Origin of the sequence: Enterobacter sp. 61D5, from assembly GCF_034107965.1 — a bacterium.
Taxonomy (GTDB): Bacteria; Pseudomonadota; Gammaproteobacteria; order Enterobacterales; family Enterobacteriaceae; genus Enterobacter; species Enterobacter cloacae_M.
Map to the genome: position 1 here is coordinate 39370 of NZ_JAWNFK010000019.1, position 18490 is coordinate 57859.

Here is an 18490-nt window from a genome sequence, read left to right on the forward strand (position 1 = left end):
ATCAATGAATCAGGCTTGCCTTTATACTACCGCGCGATTGTTTAGAAACTGCCCAAGTGAAACCAAATGGGAAATCTCCGGTGAAGTTCGTAAAGTATTTATTCATCCTTGCAGTCTGTTGCATTCTGCTGGGAGCAGGCTCGATTTACGGTTTATACAAATATATTGAGCCACAGCTACCTGATGTCGCCACGCTTCGCGATGTGCGCCTCCAGATCCCGATGCAAGTCTATAGCGCCGATGGCGAGCTGATGGCGCAGTATGGCGAGAAGCGTCGTATTCCGCTGACCTTAAACCAAATTCCACCCGTGATGGTAAAAGCCTTTATCGCCACGGAGGACAGCCGTTTTTACGAGCACCACGGTGTCGATCCGGTGGGGATTTTCCGTGCCGCGAGCATTGCGTTATTCTCTGGTCACGCCTCTCAGGGGGCGAGTACCATTACGCAGCAGCTGGCGCGTAACTTCTTCCTCAGCCCTGAAAAGACGCTGATGCGTAAGATCAAAGAGGTGTTCCTCGCGATCCGTATTGAGCAGCTGCTGAGCAAAGACGAAATCCTTGAGCTGTACCTCAACAAAATCTACCTGGGTTACCGAGCCTATGGCGTGGGGGCTGCCGCACAGGTGTACTTCGGTAAGCCCGTTGAGCAACTCACCTTAAGCGAAATGGCAACCATTGCCGGTCTGCCGAAAGCGCCGTCCACGTTTAACCCGCTCTACTCGCTCGATCGCGCCACCGCACGCCGTAACGTCGTTCTGTCACGTATGCTGAGCGAAGGCTACATCAGCCAGAGCGAGTACGACCAGGCGCGTAACGATGTTATTGACGCTAACTACCACGCCCCTGAAATCGCCTTCGCATCTCCTTACCTGACCGAAATGGTTCGCCAGGAGATGGTGAATCGCTATGGTGACAAGGCCTACGAAGATGGCTATCGCGTGTACACCACCGTCACCCGTAAGGTCCAGCAGGCGGCTCAGGAAGCGGTGCGGAACAACGTGATGGACTACGATATGCGTCACGGCTACCGCGGCCCGTCAAACGTGCTCTGGAAAGTGGGCGAAAGCGCGTGGGACAGTAAAAAAATCACCAGTACGCTGAAGGCGCTGCCAACCTATGGTCCGCTCCTTCCTGCCGTGGTGACGCAGGCCGATCCTCAGGAAGCCGTTGCGACGCTCGCGGACGGTACTTCCGTCTCGCTGCGTATGGACGGTATCCGCTGGGCGCGTCCTTACCGCTCGGATACCCTGCAGGGCGCAACGCCGCGTAAAGTGACCGATGCCGTCCAGACCGGACAGCAAATCTGGGTGCGCAAGGTAGGCGAATCCTGGTGGCTGGCACAGGTGCCGGACGTCAACTCGGCCCTGGTCTCTATCAATCCACAGAACGGTGCCATCCTGGCCCTGGTCGGCGGGTTTGATTTCAACCAGAGCAAATTTAACCGCGCCACCCAGGCGCTGCGTCAGGTCGGTTCCAATATCAAACCGTTCCTCTACACGGCAGCGATGGATAAAGGCTTGACCCTCGCCAGCATCCTTAACGACGTGCCAATCTCCCGCTGGGATGCCGGTGCCGGTTCCGACTGGCAGCCGAAGAACTCCCCTGCGGAGTATGCCGGTCCTATACGCCTCCGTCAGGGTCTGGGACAGTCGAAAAACGTGGTGATGGTGCGCGCCATGCGCGCGATGGGCGTCGACTATGCCGCAGAGTATCTGCAGCGCTTCGGTTTCCCGGCGCAGAACATCGTTCGCACCGAGTCGCTGGCGTTAGGCTCCGCCTCGTTTACGCCGCTTCAGGTCGCACGCGGGTACTCGGTGATGGCCAACGGCGGCTTCCTGATTGACCCGTACTTCATCAGCAAGATTGAAAACGATCAGGGCGGCGTGCTGTTCGAAGCGAAGCCGAAGATTGCCTGCCCTGACTGCGATATTCCGGTCATTTATGGCAATACGCCGAAATCCGACGTGCTTGAAAACAAGGACATGGAAGACCCTGCCGTGTCTCAGGAGCAGCAGAACGGCGTCGTGCCGCAGCCGCAGCTCGAGCAGGCTAACCAGTCGCTGGTGGCACAGACCGGTGCACCGGAGTATGCCCCGCACGTGATCAATACGCCGCTGTCGTTCCTGATCAAAAGCGCGCTGAACACCAATATCTTCGGTGAACCGGGCTGGCAGGGCACAGGCTGGCGCGCAGGACGTGATTTGCAGCGCCATGATATCGGCGGTAAAACGGGGACAACCAACAGCTCGAAAGATGCGTGGTTCTCCGGCTACGGGCCGGGTGTGGTGACCTCAGTCTGGATCGGTTTCGACGATCACCGCCGTGACTTAGGCCGTACAACGGCGTCAGGAGCGATTAAAGATCAGATTTCCGGCTACGAAGGCGGAGCGAAGAGCGCGCAGCCGGCCTGGGACGCCTACATGAAGTCCGTTCTTGAAGGCGTGCCGGAGCAGCCGTTAACGCCACCGCCAGGCGTGGTAACGGTTAATATCGACCGCAGCACCGGTCAGCTCGCCAACGGCGGTAATAGTCGCGAAGAGTATTTCATCGAGGGCACGCAGCCAACCACGCAGGCGGTGCACGAGGTGGGGACAGAGATTATTGATAACGGCGAGACGCACGAGCTGTTCTGACAACAAAGCAAAACGGCAACCTCTGGTTGCCGTTTTTGTATTTGCTCCCTCTCCCGTGGGAGAGGGGTGGGGTGAGGGCATCAGGCCACTACAGTCGCCCCTGCCCCTTCAACCATTCCCGTACCAGGAACAGCGCGCTCACGTTGCGAGCCTCATTAAAGTCAGGGTCTTCCAGCAGATCCATCAGGTGCGCTAGCGGCCAGCGAACCTGCGGCAGCGGCTCCGGCTCATCCCCTTCCAGCGATTCAGGATAGAGGTCTTCAGCCACCACGATATTCATTTTGCTTGAAAAATAGGACGGCGCCATGCTCAGCTTTTTCAGGAATGAAAGCTCATTCGCACCAAAGCCCACCTCTTCTTTTAGCTCGCGGTTTGCCGCTTCAAAGACGGTTTCACCCGGGTCGATAAGCCCTTTCGAGAACCCAAGCTCGTAAGATTCCGTTCCCACAGCGTATTCGCGGATCAAAATCAGATGATCGTCGACAATGGGAACAATCATCACCGCTTCGCGCGAAGAGGGGCGCATACGTTCATAAACGCGACGCACACCGTTGCTGAACTCCAGGTCCACACTTTCGACATTAAACAGGCGCGATTTGGCGACAGTTTCAACATTCAGAATGGTGGGTTTTTGTAGTGGTTTGCTCATCTTGATGGGTCTTAGCAGTGAGAACTGGCGTTATTGTGCGATATGCCGCACGGTTTCGGCAATGTCAATCGTTCTTTATTTACATTTATGCAACGTAACTGGGATCAATCCTCAATTCAAAACAAATGTCAAGAGGTTGAAATGTTTCCAGGAATTTGCTGATATCGCGCCATAACAGGCTTTGCTATCATCACCGGTCACTGGGATGCGCTTCAGAATGCTCAAGTTCGACTCCATGCTTGCCGATAGCCAGCCACAGACTCTCATTCAATGTAAAGGTGCTACTGACTACACCTGTAAGAAGATAAGTAAGATGGGGAAAGCATGAGCACCATTTTGATTGTTCTCGCTGCTATGCTGGCCGGTGCGTTTGTTGCAGGATGGTTGTACAGGCGCCGCGTACAGCGCCGTTATCGTCTGCCGTTTTTAAATGCATTTGCGGGTGCGAGCACGCGTAAACTCACGCAGGACGAGCGCGATGCGGTTGAAAACTATCTCGAAATCCTGAACCGTACTCAGTTAACGCCTGGGCCAACGGGAGCCACCGCTGCGCCCGTCGCGCTCAAGCTTAATGCGCAAAGTGATACCGTGCTCTGCGTGACGCGCTCCATCACGCGCTATGGCATCACCACTGATGACCCCAACAAATGGCGCTATTACCTTGATTCCGTCGAAGTGCATCTGCCCCCGTCCTGGGAGCAATACATTACTGACGAAAACAGCGTTGAACTGATCCACACCGATTCATTGCCTCTGGTTATCACGCTTAACGGCCATACGCTGAATGAATACCTTCAGGAAGCCCCGCGTTTTGCGCTGGAGCGCGCGAGTTCAACGCAGGCGTCCATTCGTGGCGAAGAGACAGAGCAGATCGAACTGCTGAACATTCGCCAGGAAACGCATGAAGAGTATGCCCTGAGCCGCCCGGACGGCATCCGTGAAGCCATTCTCATCGTTGCTGCCTTCCTGCTCTTTTTCATCTGCCTGCTGACGCCGGATGTGTTTGTCCCCTGGCTGGCTGGCGGCGCGGTGCTGCTGCTGGCCGGCGGGCTTTGGGGTCTCTTTGCTCCACCGGCTAAAACCTCGTTGCGCGAGATCCACTGCCTGCGCGGGACGCCGAAGCGCTGGGGTCTGTTTGGTGAAAACGATCAGGAGCATCTCAACAATATCTCGCTCGGCATTATCGACCTTATCTACCCGCGCCACTGGCAGCCATGGATTGCGCAGGATTTAGGACAGAAAACCGATATTGATATCTACCTTGATCGCCATGTTGTGCGTCAGGGCCGATTTTTATCTCTGCATGATGAAGTGAAAAATTTCCCGCTTCAGCACTGGTTACGCAGTACGGTCATTGCCGGCGGTGCCGCGCTGGTCTTTGTCATGCTGCTGCTTTTCGTGCCGCTGGATATGCCCATCAAATTCACCCTTTCGTGGATAAAAGGGGCGCAAACCATCGAAGCGACCAGCGTCAACAAACTGGATGAAGCCGGTGTGCGCGTGGGGGACACGCTGCGCCTGAAGGGAACCGGGATGTGTAATATTCACACCCCGGGAGCGTGGAACACGCGTCAGAGCTCGCCGTTCATGCCGTTCGACTGCTCGCAAATTATCTGGAACGACGCGCCGCCGCTGCCGCTGCCGGAATCCGAAGTGGTGAATAAGGCCACGGCTCTTACCCAGACGGTTAACCGCCAGCTGCATCCGAAACCGGACGATGATTCGCGCGTCAGCCCCGCGCTGCGCTCGGCCATTCAGAAATCAGGCATGATTCTGCTGGATGATTTTGGTGACATCGTCCTGAAAACGCAGGATTTATGCTCCTCTCAGGATGAGTGCATACGCCTTAAAAACGCCCTGGTAAACCTGGGGAACAGCAAAGACTGGGACTCGCTGGTAAAACGCGCCGAAGCGGGACGACTGGATGGCGTTAATGTCCTGCTGCGTCCGGTGAGCGCTGAATCGCTGGATAACCTGGTCGCCACCTCGACGTCTCCGTTCATGATGCGCGAGACCACCCGCGCGGCTCAGGCGCTGAACAGCCCGGCGCCGGGCGGCTTTGTAATAGCAAGCGATGAAGGCAGCGACCTGGTCGATCAGCCCTACCCGCAGGTTGCGCTTTATGACTACCCGGCTCAGGAGCAGTGGAGCCAGTTCCAGCGCCTGGCGCAGATGCTGATGCAAACGCCGTTCAGCGCCGAAGGGATTGTCACGAGTATTTATACCGACGCCAACGGCACTCGCCATATCGGCCTGCACCGGATGCCGGATAGCGCAGGCTTGTGGCGTTACATCGGCACCTCTCTGCTGATGACCGCGATGCTGATCGCCATTTTCTGGAACGGCTTTATGGCCCTGCGCCGCTACCAGCGCTCGCGCACCCGGCTTGCCGACATCCAGCAGTATTATGAAAACTGCCTCAATCCTAAGCTGATCCCCTCGTCTGAGAGCCTGATCTGATAACGTCGTTGCGCGGCAAGATGTGCTACCCTGTCGCGCACGTTCCTTCTGGCTGGAGTTCCCCCTTATGCATCTTGATATCGCCTGGCAGGAGGTAGATACCGTTCTGCTGGATATGGACGGTACGCTGCTCGATCTCGCCTTTGATAACTATTTCTGGCAAACGCTGGTTCCAGAAACCTATGGCGAGCAGCAGGGGATCTCCCCGGCGGAAGCGCAGGCATTCATTCGTTCGCAATATAGCGCGGTGCAACATACGCTAAACTGGTACTGTCTTGACTACTGGAGCGAGCGCCTCGGTTTGGATATTTGTGCCATGACCACCGCCCAGGGCCCGCGCGCCGTTCTGCGCGAGGATACCGTGCCCTTTCTGGATGCACTGAAAGCAAGCGGCAAGCGCCGTATTTTGCTGACCAACGCGCATCCACATAATCTGGCGGTGAAGCTGGAGCATACCGGCCTGGCGTCACACCTTGATTTATTACTTTCCACCCACACATTTGGTTATCCGAAAGAGGATCAGCGGTTGTGGCATGCGGTGAGGGAAGAGACGGGTTTGGAGCCAGAACGTACGTTGTTCATTGATGACAGCGAGCCCATTCTGGATTCCGCGGCTAGGTTTGGCATTCGCTACTGTCTGGGCGTGACCAATCCTGACTCTGGCCTGGCTGAAAAAAGCTATCTGCGCCACCCTGGACTAAACGACTATCGCCAGATGATCCCCTCACTGACCGTGAAGGAGACGCCATGAAAGAAAAACCCGCTGACGGGGTAAGACTGGATAAATGGCTGTGGGCAGCGCGTTTTTATAAAACACGCGCCCTTGCCCGCGAGATGGTTGACGGCGGAAAAGTGCATTACAACGGCCAGCGCAGCAAACCGAGCAAGCTGGTTGAGCTGAATGCCACCTTAACGCTGCGTCAGGGCAACGATGAACGTACTGTGGTGATTAAAGCCGTTACCGAACAGCGTCGACCTGCTGCGGAAGCCGTACTGCTTTATGAAGAGACGGCGGAGAGCATTGAAAAGCGCGAGAAGACCGCGCTGGCGCGCAAAATGAACGCGCTGACGATGCCCCACCCGGACCGGCGACCGGATAAAAAAGAGCGCCGCGACCTGATGAAATTTAAACACGGTGAGACTGATTAACCTCACCCGCACGAGAGATGAAAATGGCCCAACACGACCAATTACACCGCTATCTGTTTGAACAATTCGCCGTGCGCGGCGAGCTGGTCACCGTATCCGAAACCTGGAAACAGATTCTGGAAAACCACAACTACCCGCTGCCGGTGAAGACCCTGTTGGGCGAACTGCTGGTTGCCACCAGCCTGCTGACGGCGACGCTGAAGTTTGCCGGTGATATCACCGTGCAGCTGCAGGGTGACGGCCCGATGACGCTGGCGGTAATCAACGGCAATAACCAGCAGCAGATGCGCGGCGTGGCGCGCGTTCAGGGCGACGTGCCTGAAAATGCAGACCTCAAAACGCTGGTGGGTAATGGCTACCTGGTGATCACCATCTCCCCTGAGGAAGGCGAGCGCTATCAGGGCGTGGTGGGCCTGGAAGGCGATACCCTGGCAGCCTGCCTGGAAGATTACTTCATGCGTTCTGAACAGCTGCCGACGCGTCTCTTCATCCGCACCGGTGAAGTGGACGGTCAGCCTGCTGCCGGCGGTATGCTGCTGCAGGTTCTGCCTGCGCAGGACGCACAGACCAATGACTTTGAGCACCTGGCGACGCTGACCGAAACCATCAAAGCGGAAGAGCTGTTCAACCTGTCAGCGACCGACGTGCTGTGGCGTCTGTACCACGAAGAAGAAGTGACGGTCTACGACCCGCAGGCGGTGGAATTTAAGTGCACCTGCTCCCGCGAGCGCTGCGCTGGCGCACTGAAAACCCTGCCGGATGAAGAGATCGACAGCATCATGGCGGAAGATGGCGAAATTGATATGCACTGTGACTACTGCGGTACGCACTACGTGTTCAATTCGATGGATATCGCTGAGATCCGCAACAACGCCTCCCCGGCGGATCCGCAGGTTCACTAATCCCGTCTTACCGTTACCCTTATCCAGTTCCCTCTCCCTCCAGGAGAGGGTTAGGGAGAGGGTAAAACACCCCCCTCAAGCTGAATCGTTTTCCTAATGTAACTCTTACGTAATTTTCTTACGTGTATGCGATTACATTCACATTCTTTCCGATAAAATCACCACTCTTTAACCTTTTCGGAACATTTTCCCCAACCAAAAAGCGATTCCTGCGATAATCCGCCTGCGCTGTGACTGGAGTCGCAGCGTTTTCCGTTAGTAAGGGTTTTCTCCAGATGCGTAAATCTATGAGCCCCGTCGCGGTTAACAACCTCAGAAAAACCCTACAATTTCAGGCAGTACATATTGGCTAAGGAGCAGTGATATGCGTGTTACTGGTTTAACCCCGCAAGATCTCAAGGCTTATGGTATTCACGACGTCCAGGAAATCGTCTACAACCCCGACTACGATACGCTGTATCAGGAAGAGCTCAATCCAGCACTGGAAGGATACGAGCGTGGTGTGTTGACGAATCTTGGTGCTATCGCCGTCGATACCGGTATCTTTACCGGTCGTTCGCCGAAAGATAAGTATATCGTCCGAGACGAAACCACCCGCGATACGCTGTGGTGGGCTGACAAGGGCAAAGGGAAGAACGACAACAAACCGCTCTCCCCGGAAACCTGGCAGCACCTGAAAGGGCTCGTCACCCATCAACTTTCCGGCAAGCGTCTGTTCATTGTCGACGCTTTCTGCGGCGCTAACGCCGACACCCGTCTTTCCGTACGCTTTATTACCGAAGTGGCCTGGCAGGCGCATTTCGTGAAGAACATGTTCATTCGTCCGACCGACGAAGAGCTGCAGGATTTCACCCCTGATTTCATCGTGATGAACGGCGCAAAATGCACGAACCCACAGTGGAAAGAGCAGGGTCTGAACTCCGAAAACTTTGTGGCCTTCAATCTGACCGAGCGTATCCAGCTGATCGGCGGTACCTGGTACGGCGGCGAAATGAAGAAAGGGATGTTCTCGGTTATGAACTACCTGCTGCCGCTGCGGGGCATCGCCTCCATGCACTGCTCGGCGAACGTCGGTGAAAAAGGCGACGTGGCGGTGTTCTTTGGCCTGTCCGGCACCGGAAAAACCACTCTGTCCACCGATCCAAAACGTCGCCTGATTGGCGATGACGAACACGGCTGGGATGACGACGGCGTATTCAACTTTGAAGGCGGCTGCTACGCGAAGACCATTCGCCTGTCTGAAGAGGCCGAGCCGGATATCTTCCACGCGATCCGTCGCGATGCGCTGCTGGAAAACGTCACCGTGCGTGCCGACGGCTCCATCGACTTCGACGATGCGTCGAAAACGGAAAACACCCGCGTTTCTTACCCGATCTACCACATCGACAATATCGTGAAGCCGGTATCAAAAGCGGGTCATGCCACGAAGGTCATTTTCCTGACGGCGGACGCGTTCGGCGTACTGCCTCCGGTGTCTCGCCTGACTGCCAGCCAGACGCAGTACCACTTCCTCTCCGGCTTCACCGCCAAGCTGGCGGGTACCGAGCGCGGCGTGACGGAGCCAACTCCAACCTTCTCCGCCTGCTTCGGCGCGGCCTTCCTGTCGCTGCACCCGACGCAGTACGCTGAAGTTCTGGTGAAACGCATGCAGGCATCCGGCGCGCAGGCCTACCTGGTGAACACCGGCTGGAACGGTACCGGCAAACGTATCTCCATCAAAGATACCCGCGCCATTATCGACGCCATTCTGGATGGTTCTCTGGACGACGCTGAAACCTTCACGCTGCCGATGTTTGACCTGGCGATCCCAACGTCGCTGCCGGGTGTGGATACGCATACCCTTGACCCGCGCAATACGTACGGGTCTCCGGAACAGTGGCGTGAGAAGGCGGAATCGCTGGCGAAGCTGTTTATCGAGAACTTCGAGAAGTATACCGATACTCCGGCGGGTGCTGCGCTGGTGAGCGCAGGACCGAAGCTGTAGGTAAAAGCAAAAAGGCAACGAAAGTTGCCTTTTTTAATGTTTTCTCCCTCTCCCCGTGGGAGAGAGCCGGGTTGCGGGCATCAGACCGCACTATCCCTCTTTCACCAGCCCCCGCGTCACCGGAACCGGCAGCCAGGCGCGAATGCTCAATCCCCCCCGCTCGCTGGTGCCAATCTCCAGCAGTCCGTTGTGGTTATCGATAATACGCTGAACAATCGCCAGGCCTAAGCCTGTACCGCTGGTGCTGCGCGCGCTGTCGCCGCGGACAAACGGCTGGAACAGATGCTTACGCTGCTCGGGCTTGATGCCCGGACCGTCGTCTTCCACCTGGAACCAGGCGCGGTTGAGTTCAGACCCGCTGCTGACTTTAATCCAGCCATTGCCGTAGCGCGCCGCGTTGACCACCATGTTCGCCACCGCGCGCTTAATGGAGAGCGGGTGCATGCGTACCTGAATTTCACCGGCCTGCAGGTCGGTATCAATCTCCCGCTCGTAGCCGCTTTCCGCCGCCACCACCTCGCCCAGCACCGCGTTCAGATCCGCCATCTCCATCGGCATCTCCTGCCCGGTGCGCAGGTAGTCGATGAACTGCTCGATGATGGCATTACACTCTTCGATGTCTTTGTTGATGGACTCTGCGAGATAACCGTCCTCTTCCCCCATCATCTCCGTCGCCAGACGAATACGCGTCAGCGGCGTGCGCAGGTCATGGCTTACGCCCGCCATCAGCAGCGTACGGTCATCCGCCAGCTGCTTCACGCCTGCCGCCATATGGTTAAACGCGCGCGTCACCGAACGCACTTCTGAGGCGCCATACTCGCGCAGCGGAGGTGGAATAATCCCTTTACCGACCTGCAGCGCGGCGTGCTCCAGGTCGACCAGCGGTCGGTTCTGTATACGGATAAATAGCCACGCACCGCCTATCGCCAGCAGCATAATCGCCAGGGTGTAGCGGAACAGCGGCGAGAAGTCGCCCTGATGGATTTCGGTCAGCGGAACGCGCACCCAGATATTGGGTGACAGCCAGGTTTTCAGCCAGACGACGGGCGAGCTTTTGTTGACCTCAACGCGCACTTCCGTCGGGCCTCCCAGCTGCTGCGCCATCTGCTGGCTGAGAAATTCGTAGTGCTGCGCCCAGCGCAGGCCAGCGTCTTCCGCCGCTTCGTTGGAGTAGAGCGAAATGCCCAGCTCACGGTAGATTTCACGGCGAAACGCCGGGGGAACGACGAGCTGCGTGCCGTCCTCCAGCTGCAGTTTATCGGTCATCAGCATACGGACTTCGTAGGCCAGGACCTTATTAAACTGCTGGAGGCTCGGCAGGATCGCAAAGTTCAGCACCACCAGATAGGTCGTCACCAGGCTGACGAACAGCAGGGTGACGATCAGTAACAGGGTGCGGGCAAACGAGCTACGCGGCGAGAAGCGCATTCGCCTCATGCTTTAGAGCCGTCCGGGACGAACACGTAGCCCAGACCCCATACGGTCTGAATATAACGAGGATGCGCAGGATCTTCTTCCACCATGCGGCGCAGGCGAGAGATCTGCACGTCAATGGAGCGTTCCATTGCGGAGTATTCGCGACCGCGCGCCAGGTTCATCAGCTTGTCACGGGAAAGCGGTTCACGCGGGTGGCTGACCAGCGCTTTCAGTACCGCAAACTCGCCGCTGGTGAGCGGCATTGGCTCATCTTCACGGAACATCTCGCGCGTGCCGAGGTTCAGCTTGAACTTGCCGAAGGCGATGACGGCTTCTTCCTGCGACGGTGCACCAGGCAGTTCGTTCGCCTGACGGCGGAGAACAGCGCGAATACGCGCCAGCAGTTCACGCGGGTTAAACGGTTTTGGAATATAGTCGTCCGCGCCGATTTCGAGGCCCACGATACGGTCAACTTCTTCGCCCTTCGCCGTCACCATGATGATCGGCATCGGGTTGCTCTGGCTGCGCAGACGGCGGCAAATAGAAAGCCCGTCTTCGCCAGGCAGCATCAGGTCGAGAACCATCAGGTGGAAAGATTCACGGGTCAGCAGACGGTCCATCTGCTCAGCGTTCGCGACGCTACGAACCTGGAAGCCCTGCTCGGTCAGATAACGTTCCAGCAGCGCGCGCAGGCGCATGTCGTCATCCACGACCAGAATTTTGTAGTTCTCTTGCATTGTGTGTACTCCCAAAGGTTCGGATAGTCTTTGTAACAGCGTATTCTAAAAAAGTGCACGTATTCGACCAGTTAATTCTGGTATAAATTCTAGTCGAAATTGTTACAAAGCATATTTAACAGCAGCTTATCTGCTCATTTCATCACATAAATCATTATTAATCCTGTCTGTTACACTGTGTGGTACGTATTGTGCGCAAGACAGTTAACCGGCAGGCAGCAAAGGCTTTACCATGAAAACGCCCCTGATCACCCGCGAAGGGTACGAAAATCTCAAAAAAGAGATGGATTACCTCTGGCGCGAAGAGCGTCCTGAAGTAACCAAAAAGGTGACCTGGGCGGCAAGCCTGGGCGATCGCAGCGAAAACGCTGACTACCAGTACAACAAAAAGCGGCTGCGCGAAATTGACCGCCGGGTTCGCTATCTGACGAAGTGCCTCGAGAATCTCAAAATTGTCGATTACTCCCCGCAGCAGGAGGGCAAAGTGTTCTTCGGCGCGTGGGTGGAGATTGAAAACGACGATGGCGACACTCTGCGTTTTCGCATTGTCGGCTACGATGAAATTTTTGGTCGTAAGGATTACATCTCCATCGACTCCCCGATGGCCCGCGCGCTGCTGAAAAAGGAAGTGGGCGATCTGGCCGTCGTTCAGACCCCTGGTGGTGAAGCCAGCTGGTACGTCAATGAGATCGTCTACGTAAAATAGTCCGAGAGCGCCCTCCCCGGCTGGCATTTTGCCGTGTCAGCCCGTATAACTATCCCCTGATTTTTTCGACTCAACAGATGATAAAGCCATGATGAAAGATTCGCTCTGCCGCATTATTGCGGGTGATATTCAGGCCAGAGCCGAACAGGTAGAAGCTGCCGTTCGCCTGCTTGATGAAGGGAACACCGTGCCGTTTATTGCACGCTATCGTAAGGAAGTCACCGGCGGTCTGGATGACACGCAACTGCGTAACCTGGAGACCCGTCTGGGCTATCTGCGTGAACTGGAAGAACGTCGTCAGGCGATCCTTAAATCCATCGGCGAACAGGGCAAGCTGACCAGCGAGCTGGAAAGCGCCATCAACGGCACCCTGAGCAAAACCGAACTCGAAGATCTCTATCTGCCGTACAAACCGAAGCGCCGCACGCGCGGGCAGATTGCGATTGAAGCGGGTCTTGAGCCGCTGGCCGACCTGCTGTGGAACGAGCCGTCCCACGACCCGGAAACCGAAGCGGCGAAATTCATCGACGCCGACAAAGGCGTAGCGGACACCAAGGCCGCCCTCGACGGCGCGCGCTACATTCTGATGGAGCGCTTCGCCGAAGACGCCGCCCTGCTCGCTAAAGTGCGTGATTACCTGTGGAAGAATGCCCACATCGTCTCTACCGTCGTCGCGGGTAAAGAGGAAGAAGGCGCGAAATTCCGCGACTACTTCGATCACCACGAACCGATTTCTACCGCCCCTTCACACCGCGCGCTGGCGATGTTCCGCGGCCGCAACGAAGGCGTGCTCCAGCTCTCCCTGAACGCCGACCCGCAGTTTGACGAACCGCCGAAAGAGAGCCACTGCGAGCAGATCATTATCGACCATCTCGGCCTGCGCCTGAATAACGCCCCGGCGGACAGCTGGCGCAAAGGCGTAGTGAGCTGGACCTGGCGCATCAAGGTGCTGATGCACCTCGAAACCGAGCTGATGGGCACCGTGCGCGAGCGCGCCGAAGATGAAGCGATTAACGTCTTCGCCCGTAACCTGCACGACCTGCTGATGGCCGCCCCTGCCGGCCTGCGCGCGACCATGGGTCTCGATCCGGGCCTGCGTACCGGTGTGAAGGTCGCTGTGGTTGACGGCACCGGCAAGCTGGTGGCGACCGATACCATCTATCCGCACACCGGCCAGGCAGCGAAAGCGGCCGTCGTGGTAGCGGCGCTGTGCGAAAAATACAACGTGGAGCTGGTTGCCATCGGCAACGGTACGGCCTCACGCGAAACCGAGCGTTTCTACCTCGACGTGCAGAAGCAGTTCCCGAAAGTGACGGCGCAGAAAGTGATCGTCAGCGAAGCGGGGGCATCCGTCTATTCCGCCTCCGAGCTGGCGGCCCAGGAGTTCCCGGACCTGGACGTGTCCCTGCGCGGTGCGGTTTCTATTGCACGCCGCCTGCAGGATCCGCTGGCGGAGCTGGTGAAGATCGACCCGAAATCCATCGGCGTGGGCCAGTATCAGCACGACGTGAGCCAGACTCAGCTGGCGCGTAAGCTGGATGCGGTGGTGGAAGACTGCGTAAACGCCGTTGGCGTTGACCTGAACACCGCCTCCGTTCCCCTGCTGACCCGCGTGGCGGGCTTAACCCGCATGATGGCGCAGAACATCGTCGCCTGGCGTGATGAGAACGGCCAGTTTCAGAATCGTCAGCAGCTGCTGAAAGTGAGCCGTCTGGGGCCAAAAGCCTTTGAGCAGTGTGCGGGCTTCCTGCGCATCAACCACGGCGATAACCCGCTGGATGCCTCTACCGTTCACCCTGAAGCGTACCCTGTGGTGGAACGCATTCTGGCCGCCACCCAGCAGGCGCTGAAAGATCTCATGGGTGACAGCAGCGCCCTGCGCAACCTGAAAGCCGTTGATTTCACCGACGACAAATTTGGTGTTCCTACCGTCACCGACATCATCAAAGAGCTGGAAAAGCCGGGCCGCGACCCGCGCCCTGAGTTCAAAACGGCGACCTTTGCTGACGGCGTGGAAACCATGAACGACCTGCTGCCCGGCATGGTGCTGGAGGGCGCGGTGACCAACGTCACCAACTTTGGCGCGTTTGTGGATATCGGCGTGCATCAGGACGGCCTGGTGCATATCTCATCCCTCGCCGACAAGTTCGTTGAAGACCCGCACACCGTGGTTAAAGCGGGTGACATCGTGAAGGTCAAAGTGCTGGAAGTGGATCTGCAGCGCAAGCGTATCGCGCTGACCATGCGTCTGGACGAACAGCCGGGCGACACCAGCGCGCGCCGCGGCGGCAATGGCGGTGGCCGCGAGCAGCAGCGCCCGGCCGCGAAAGCGGCAAAACCGCGCGGACGTGATGCTCAGCCTGCAGGCAACAGCGCGATGATGGATGCGCTGGCGGCAGCGATGGGTAAGAAACGCTAAGGTTGTAAATTCCCTCACCCTAACTCTCTCCCCAAAGGGGAGAGGACCGGGGTGAGGGGACAAATTATACCGAAATATATGAAACCGATTGCATAGCCATATTTAAACCTCCAATTATCACCCCGTTAACAAATACTCCCCTTTTCGTTTTCCAGGCCATTCAGCAAATATTGAGCCAGGTCAAACAGGCCGTAAATTAATACCGCAAACAACATTCCGTCACAGTTTTAATATTGCTGATAAAAACTATTCTCATTATCATCCCATAGTAGATAATTTAACCTTTCGTGGAATCAGGCGTTATGCAATTCACTCCAGACAGTGCATGGAAGATTACCGGTTTTACCCGCGAAATTAGCCCGGCCTATCGGCAAAAGCTGCTGTCGCTGGGCATGCTTCCCGGCTCGTCATTCCAGGTCGTGCGCGTGGCCCCGCTGGGCGATCCGGTTCACATCGAAACCCGCCGCGTGAATCTGGTACTGCGTAAGAAAGACCTCGCGTTAATAGAAGTCGAAGCCTTATCCCGATAACAAGCCAGCGGTTTCAGTGAGTCTAAAAAAATGAAAAAGTTAACTATTGGCTTAATTGGCAATCCTAATTCCGGCAAGACTACGCTTTTTAACCAGCTGACCGGAGCCCGCCAGCGCGTGGGTAACTGGGCGGGCGTGACGGTTGAGCGTAAAGAGGGCCAGTTCACGACAACAGACAACCAGGTGACGCTGGTTGACCTTCCCGGCACCTACTCGTTAACCACCATTTCGTCGCAAACCTCGCTCGATGAGCAGATTGCCTGCCACTATATTCTTGGCGGCGACGCGGACCTGCTGATCAACGTGGTCGACGCTTCCAATCTCGAGCGTAACCTTTATCTGACGCTGCAGCTGCTGGAGCTGGGGATCCCCTGCATTGTAGCGCTCAACATGCTCGACATTGCGGAGAAACAAAAGCTGCGTATCGACGTCGATGCCCTCTCCGCGCGCCTGGGATGCCCGGTCGTTCCGCTGGTCTCGACGCGCGCTCGCGGTATTGATGCGCTGAAGCTGGCCATTGACCGTCACCAGGGAAATCATGACATTGAGCTGGTGCATTACGCGCAGCCTCTCCTGCGCGAAGCCAATGTGCTTGCGCAGGAGATGGACAAAAGCATGCCTGCGAAACAGCGCCTGTGGCTTGGCCTGCAGATGCTGGAAGGGGATATTTACAGCCGCGCTTACGCCGGGCATGCGGCTGATAAGCTGGACGCGACGGTGGCTCGTCTTAGCGACGAGCTGGACGACCCGGCGCTGCACATCGCCGATGCGCGTTACCAGGCCATCGCCTCGATTTGCGATGTTGTCAGCAACGCCCTGACGGCAGAGCCCAGCCGCTTTACGGCGGCGGTAGATAAGATTGTGCTTAACCGCTTCCTCGGTTTGCCCATCTTCCTGCTGGTGATGTACGTGATGTTCCTGCTCGCCATTAACATCGGCGGCGCCCTCCAGCCCATTTTCGACGCCGGTTCCGTCGCGGTCTTCGTCCACGGAATTCAGTGGGTAGGTTACACCCTCCACTTCCCCGAATGGTTAACCATCTTCCTCGCACAGGGGATCGGCGGCGGTATCAACACCGTTCTGCCTCTGGTGCCGCAGATCGGCATGATGTATCTGTTCCTCTCGTTCCTGGAAGATTCCGGCTACATGGCGCGCGCCGCGTTCGTGATGGATCGTCTGATGCAGGCGCTGGGTCTGCCGGGTAAATCCTTCGTCCCGCTGATTGTCGGCTTCGGCTGTAACGTACCGTCGGTGATGGGCGCGCGCACCCTGGATGCGCCGCGTGAGCGTCTGATGACCATCATGATGGCGCCGTTTATGTCCTGCGGCGCCCGTCTGGCCATTTTTGCGGTCTTTGCCGCAGCCTTCTTTGGCCAGCAGGGCGCGCTGGCGGTCTTCTCGCTGTACGTGCTGGGCATCGTGATGGCTATTCTTACCGGTTTAATGCTGAAGCACACCATCATGCGCGGTGAAGCGTCGCCGTTTGTGATGGAGCTGCCGGTGTATCACGTGCCGCATCTGAAAAGTCTGGCGATCCAGACCTGGCAGCGCCTGAAGGGCTTTGTGCTGCGCGCCGGTAAGGTGATTGTCATCGTCAGCATTTTCCTGAGCGCGCTGAACAGCTTCACCCTCAGCGGGCAGGCGGCGGATAACATCAACGACTCTGCCCTCGCCTCCGTCAGCCGCGTCATCACGCCGGTCTTCAAACCGATTGGCGTGCATGAGGATAACTGGCAGGCAACCGTCGGGCTTTTCACCGGTGCGATGGCGAAAGAGGTGGTTGTCGGCACACTGAACACGCTTTACACCGCAGAGAACATTCAGGAACAGGAATTTAATCCGGCAGAGTTTCATCTCGGTCATGAACTGCTGGGTGCCGTTGAGGAGACCTGGCAGAGCCTGAAAGACACCTTCAGCCTGAGCGTGCTGGCGAACCCTATTGAGGCCAGCAAAGGTGACGGCGAAATGGCGACGGGTGCAATGGGCGTGATGGGCGAGAAATTTGGCAGCGCGTCCGCGGCCTACAGCTACCTCATCTTTGTTCTGCTCTACATTCCGTGCATCTCCGTGATGGGGGCGATTGCCCGCGAGTCCAGCCGCGGCTGGATGGGCTTCTCCATCCTGTGGGGGTTAAACATTGCGTACTCGCTGTCGACGCTCTTTTATCAAACAGTTAACTTCAGCCAGCATCCGCGCTACAGCCTGGTCTGCATTCTCGCGGTTGTGCTGTTTAACGTGATAGTGCTCGGTTTACTGCGGCGTGCGCGCAGCCGCGTCGACATCGACCTGCTGGCAAACCGTAAAACCGCCGCGACCTGCTGCAGCAGCCCGGCGGGCGACTGTCACTAAGGAGTAAACCATGGCATCGTTGATTCAGGTTCGTGACCTGCTGGCACTGCAAGGGCGAATGGAGGCGAAACAGCTGAGCCTCAGCCTGCATACGCCGCAGCCGATGATCGATGCCATGCTGCAAAGACTGGAAGCCATGGGGAAAGCCGTGCGGATTCAGGAAGACGCGGACGGCTGTCTCTCCGGCAGTTGTAAAAGCTGTCCGGAAGGAAAGGCCTGCCTCAGGGAGTGGTGGGCGCTGCGTTAACAAAGCCGGGCATCGCTGCCCGGCTTTATCGTATTACTTGTAGACGTCCGCCGTTGCGCGTACGTTTTTGGTCTGCTTTTCAGCGCTGGTGACGACGTAGTACGTTCCACCCAGCTCATCCGCTTTCTTCGACAGCTCTTTTCTCGCGTCCATCGGCGCGGTGGTGTCAGACGTAGAAATCTCACCAATTTTCGTCAGATTCATGCCGGCAACTTTATCTTTTTCCAGCTCTTTTGCCGCAAAGACGCCAAATGACAGTGACCCAATAACCAGAGAAGTGACAATACCTGTAACAAGTTTCATAGCCTG

15 protein-coding genes are annotated in these 18490 nt (G+C 57.0%); 11 read left to right on the top strand and 4 right to left on the bottom strand.

Annotated features, from left to right (window positions below; all coding sequences use genetic code 11):
- Positions 1-80 precede the first annotated feature (80 nt).
- Entirely contained in the window at positions 81-2633 is a 2553-nt protein-coding gene (gene mrcA / locus UTM25_RS17270) for a peptidoglycan glycosyltransferase/peptidoglycan DD-transpeptidase MrcA (protein ID WP_194401417.1), read from the top strand.
- Between the two features lie 88 nt (positions 2634-2721).
- On the opposite strand, the gene nudE is transcribed toward mrcA, so the two are convergent.
- The gene (nudE, locus tag UTM25_RS17275) at positions 2722-3282 is read right to left on the bottom strand and encodes an ADP compounds hydrolase NudE (RefSeq protein WP_008503041.1); all 561 of its coding nucleotides are present in this window, start codon (positions 3280-3282) and stop codon (positions 2722-2724) included.
- Positions 3283-3606: 324 nt separating this feature from the next.
- Between nudE and UTM25_RS17280 the strand changes: the two genes are divergently transcribed.
- From UTM25_RS17280 to pckA, 5 genes are all read left to right on the top strand, one after another.
- Complete coding sequence (locus UTM25_RS17280) at positions 3607-5742, top strand: intracellular growth attenuator family protein (protein ID WP_194401416.1); 2136 nt, start codon at positions 3607-3609, stop codon at positions 5740-5742.
- A gap of 67 nt (positions 5743-5809) precedes the next feature.
- Positions 5810-6493, top strand: coding sequence for a GMP/IMP nucleotidase (gene yrfG / locus UTM25_RS17285; RefSeq protein ID WP_194401415.1), 684 nt, complete (start codon positions 5810-5812; stop codon positions 6491-6493).
- Positions 6490-6891: a ribosome-associated heat shock protein Hsp15 gene (gene hslR / locus UTM25_RS17290; protein WP_194401414.1), complete on the top strand. Its 402-nt coding sequence runs from the start codon at positions 6490-6492 to the stop codon at positions 6889-6891. The genes yrfG and hslR overlap by 4 nt, the downstream gene beginning before the upstream one ends.
- A 17-nt stretch (positions 6892-6908) precedes the next feature.
- Positions 6909-7793, top strand: a complete 885-nt coding sequence (gene hslO / locus UTM25_RS17295; protein ID WP_162269339.1) for an Hsp33 family molecular chaperone HslO — start codon at positions 6909-6911, stop codon at positions 7791-7793.
- Between the two features lie 364 nt (positions 7794-8157).
- Positions 8158-9777: a phosphoenolpyruvate carboxykinase (ATP) gene (gene pckA, locus UTM25_RS17300; protein WP_194401413.1), complete on the top strand. Its 1620-nt coding sequence runs from the start codon at positions 8158-8160 to the stop codon at positions 9775-9777.
- Positions 9778-9867: 90 nt separating this feature from the next.
- On the opposite strand, the gene envZ is transcribed toward pckA, so the two are convergent.
- Positions 9868-11214 (bottom strand): two-component system sensor histidine kinase EnvZ, encoded by a 1347-nt coding sequence (gene envZ, locus UTM25_RS17305; RefSeq protein ID WP_194401412.1) that lies wholly within the window; start codon positions 11212-11214, stop codon positions 9868-9870.
- Positions 11211-11930 carry a two-component system response regulator OmpR gene (gene ompR, locus UTM25_RS17310; RefSeq protein WP_001157751.1) on the bottom strand — a complete coding sequence of 240 codons (720 nt, stop codon included), beginning with the start codon at positions 11928-11930 and terminating at the stop codon, positions 11211-11213. The genes envZ and ompR overlap by 4 nt, the downstream gene beginning before the upstream one ends.
- Before the next feature lie 232 nt (positions 11931-12162).
- On the opposite strand from ompR, the gene greB reads away from it, so the two are divergent.
- The 5 genes from greB (at position 12163) to feoC (ending at position 18181) form a co-directional block, all read left to right on the top strand.
- A complete protein-coding gene (greB, locus tag UTM25_RS17315; RefSeq protein ID WP_194401411.1) occupies positions 12163-12636 on the top strand; it encodes a transcription elongation factor GreB in 474 nt (157 codons plus the stop codon).
- 88 nt (positions 12637-12724) lie between these two features.
- Positions 12725-15055: a Tex family protein gene (locus UTM25_RS17320; protein WP_045403361.1), complete on the top strand. Its 2331-nt coding sequence runs from the start codon at positions 12725-12727 to the stop codon at positions 15053-15055.
- A 302-nt stretch (positions 15056-15357) separates the two neighbouring features.
- Positions 15358-15585, top strand: coding sequence for a ferrous iron transporter A (gene feoA, locus UTM25_RS17325; protein WP_008503050.1), 228 nt, complete (start codon positions 15358-15360; stop codon positions 15583-15585).
- A gap of 30 nt (positions 15586-15615) precedes the next feature.
- The gene (gene feoB, locus UTM25_RS17330) at positions 15616-17934 is read left to right on the top strand and encodes a Fe(2+) transporter permease subunit FeoB (protein WP_194401410.1); all 2319 of its coding nucleotides are present in this window, start codon (positions 15616-15618) and stop codon (positions 17932-17934) included.
- Between the two features lie 10 nt (positions 17935-17944).
- Positions 17945-18181, top strand: coding sequence for a [Fe-S]-dependent transcriptional repressor FeoC (feoC, locus tag UTM25_RS17335; RefSeq protein ID WP_194401409.1), 237 nt, complete (start codon positions 17945-17947; stop codon positions 18179-18181).
- A gap of 33 nt (positions 18182-18214) precedes the next feature.
- On the opposite strand, the gene UTM25_RS17340 is transcribed toward feoC, so the two are convergent.
- Positions 18215-18484, bottom strand: a complete 270-nt coding sequence (locus UTM25_RS17340; protein ID WP_023309499.1) for a YdgH/BhsA/McbA-like domain containing protein — start codon at positions 18482-18484, stop codon at positions 18215-18217.
- Positions 18485-18490: the final 6 nt, after the last annotated feature.